The 3,049-nt window shown below is 71.6% G+C and carries 3 protein-coding genes; 2 read left to right on the forward strand and 1 reads right to left on the reverse strand.

Annotated features, from left to right (window positions below; genetic code table 11):
• Nucleotides 1-118 precede the first annotated feature (118 nt).
• Nucleotides 119-1,006, forward strand: coding sequence for a LysR family transcriptional regulator (locus tag I59_RS15975; RefSeq protein WP_022904730.1), 888 nt, complete (start codon nt 119-121; stop codon nt 1,004-1,006).
• Nucleotides 996-1,913, forward strand: coding sequence for a serine hydrolase (locus tag I59_RS15980; RefSeq protein ID WP_022904731.1), 918 nt, complete (start codon nt 996-998; stop codon nt 1,911-1,913). Before I59_RS15975 ends, I59_RS15980 begins: the two co-directional genes overlap by 11 nt.
• 335 nt (nt 1,914-2,248) lie before the next feature.
• On the opposite strand, the gene I59_RS22985 is transcribed toward I59_RS15980, so the two are convergent.
• Nucleotides 2,249-2,953 carry a DeoR/GlpR family DNA-binding transcription regulator gene (locus I59_RS22985; RefSeq protein ID WP_307120486.1) on the reverse strand — a complete coding sequence of 235 codons (705 nt, stop codon included), beginning with the start codon at nt 2,951-2,953 and terminating at the stop codon, nt 2,249-2,251.
• Between the last annotated feature and the right edge of the window lie 96 nt (nt 2,954-3,049).

The raw sequence follows: 3,049 nt of genomic DNA on the forward strand, positions 1-3,049 counted from the left end.
GCCCGTGAGGATTCTTGGAGTGGAGTCGCATCGGACCAGCGTCGCCGGACGAGTCCATGCTGTCGAAGACCAGAATCGAGCGGTCCCATGCGCGTTCGGCATGGCATAGGCTGCCGCCGTGGACGTCGTCGCTGCCTGCCGAGTGCTCGTCGAGGTCAGCGAACGTGGCGGCGTGACGCGCGCTGCTGGAGCACTCGGCATCGCGCAGTCAGTCGCCAGTCGACGAGTCGCTGCGCTCGAGCACCACCTCGGTGCCCCGCTCCTCGAACGGAACGCTCGCGCCGCGGTCCTCACCCCCTTCGGACGGACACTCGTCCCGACCGCGCGTCGACTGGTGCAGCTCGCCGACGAGCTGGAAGTCAGTGCGGACCGCGCTCGCAGCGACCCCGTGAGTGTCGCCGTCCCCGAGACCTGCGCGCTCCGGGACCTCGCCGTCCTCGAAGCAACAGCACGCAGTGCAGGTTGCCACCTCGACCTGCGCCGGGAGAACCCGAGCCGACGGGTCGAGCTGACGACCACGGGAGCCGTGCGGGTTGCTCTGCTCGCGGTCCCGGCCGACGCAGCTCGCTGGCACGTCCCACTCGGGGTCGCCGGCCGACGAGCCACCGACCGACCGTTCCGGATCGAAGCGCTCCGCCGACGCCGTGGTGGTCGCGGTCACGACGACGACGCGGGCAACCGACTCCGGACGGGTCCGGAGGACAGCGTCGCGCACGTCCGCGACCCACTCGGGAGAGCAGGCGAGGTCGCCGGCCTGGCACCGTCGCAGCTCCCGACAGACACGTCGCTGACCTCGTCCCTCGCATCGGTGCTCGGAGACGGCGACCTGCTGCTCTGTTCCGAAGCCGAGGCGACGAGTTTGGGCCTGCACTGGCGCGCGATCGTCGACCTGCGCTTGGTGCGGGGGTACGCCCTCGCGGCCGAGAGCCCGCAGGACGCTCGACGCATCGAAGCTGCGGTGGCGGACGAACTCGCGGTCGCACTCGGAGTACCGGATGTCGTCTGAACGCTTCCTCGCCGACATCCGTGGCCGGCTGGACGAGGCCGGCCTCCGGGCTTCGCTGCTGGTGCGTGACCTCGCGACCGGACGAGAACTCAGCATCGACCCCGAGCGCCCCCTCCCCGCCGCGTCCCTCGCCAAGCTCCCGATCGCCCTCGCCGTCCTGAACCGTGTTGAGGACGGCCTCCTCGACGGCGCACACCCCGTCACCCTCGCGGCCGGCGACCCGCTCGACGGCACCCCGGGAACGGCACGGTTCCGTCATCCGTCGACCATCGCGCTCGACGACCTCGTCGCGCTCGCCCTGACGATCAGCGACAACAGTGCTGCCGACGCGCTGCTGGGGACCCTGCCGACCGGCGCGGTGTCTGCTGACCTCGAGGCCCTGCGCATCGACGGGATCGCCGTCCGCCACGGGTTCGGCGAGCTCTCCGACACGCCCCTCGAACGGTTCGCGCCCGACGAAGCGAACCTCGCGCTCACGCTCGCGATCCGCGGATCCACCCCGGCAGACGGTCACCCGGTCCGACAACTCGACGTCGCGCGGACGAACGTCGGCTCGGCACGCGCGTGGGCGGACCTGCTGACGGCGATCTGGCTCGGACGTGGCGTTCGACCGCGGGTCGCGGCGCGACTCCGAGAGCACCTGCGCGGCAACGTGATCCGGCACCGACTCGCGCCCGACTTCAGCTCGGATGCCTCGATGTGGTCGTCCAAGACCGGGACGCTCCTGAACCTGCGGCACGAGATCGGGGTCGTCGAGCACGCCGACGGCGGTCGCTTCGTCGTCGTGGCGCTGAGCAGTTCGAGCGTGCCGGCCACGGCGCAACCAGCGGCTGAGGCTGCCCTCGGAGCCACCGCCCGGGACCTGCACGACCGGCTGCGGGACGATCTGCCGCCGGTTCGTGCGTGAGGACCGAACCAGCCGACAGGCTGCTGCCCGGACCGCTTCACCCGTCTGCCCGACGGAGGACACTTCGGTGCCGTGGAACACCCGGGAGCGTCGGCGACTGACCGCATCCGTCCTGGCGGGCATGACGGAGGTGTCCAGGAGCCGATCGGCGATCGGCGCGTCGTCGCTGGATCCGCTCCTGCACCGGGCGTGGACGAGCATCAGCGGGCCATCCGCGTGACAGCGGTCGCCGCCGGGGCACGTCGCGCTGACCGCGATGACGCGGATCGTGTCAGACGCGCACGGCCCCGACCGGAGTCGACGAACCGTGGGGTGGCGGCGCGGACGACGCGCCCTCAGGCCGTCACCACGTCGACGCCCGCCGTCGTGAACTGCTCGACGAGCTCCGGTGCGATGCCGTCGTCCGTGACGAGGGTCCAGGCTCCGCCGAGCCGTGTCCACGCGTGGAACTCCGAGCGCGCGAGCTTCGAGGAGTCCGCGAGGACGTACACCGCCGCCGCACGACGAGCGATGAGTTCCTTCAGACGGATCTGACCGAGGTCCGCTTCGCAGATCCCGCGCTCCGGCGACACCGCGTCGGCCCCGAGGTACACCGCGTCGAACGTCAGGTACTCGAGCGCTGCCTCGGTCAGCGGCCCGACGAACCCGTTGCTCAGCGCCCGGTACTCACCGCCGAGCATGACGAGTCGGACGTCGTCACGGTCGGCCATGTCCGTGACGACCCCGACGCTGGTCGTGGTGACGGTGAGCTCGGCGTCGACCGGTAGTGCGTGCGCGAAGGCCGCGACGGTCGAGCCGTTGTCGAGGAAGAGCGACGCCCCGGGTTCCACCGCTCGTTCAGGAGGCAGAAGCCCCAGGAGGCGGTGATGCCGATCATGCCCGCGAGGCCGAGCCGTGCGGTGACGCGCCCTCGCTCGCTCCACATCAGGGCGCCGCCGGTGCCGACGAGACCCGCGATCGCCGGGGCGAGGGCGACCGTGTAGTACGGGTGGATCGTGCCGGACATGTACGAGAAGACGAGTCCGGTGACGACGAGCCACCCGCCCCAGAGCACGAGGCCGACACGGACCGGGTCGCCGAGGTGCCGGCGTCCGACGAGCACGAGGCCGAGGACGAGCGCGAGCAGCGCCGCGGGC

The organism is Curtobacterium sp. B8, assembly GCF_000333315.1.
Classification (GTDB): domain Bacteria; phylum Actinomycetota; class Actinomycetes; order Actinomycetales; family Microbacteriaceae; genus Curtobacterium; species Curtobacterium luteum.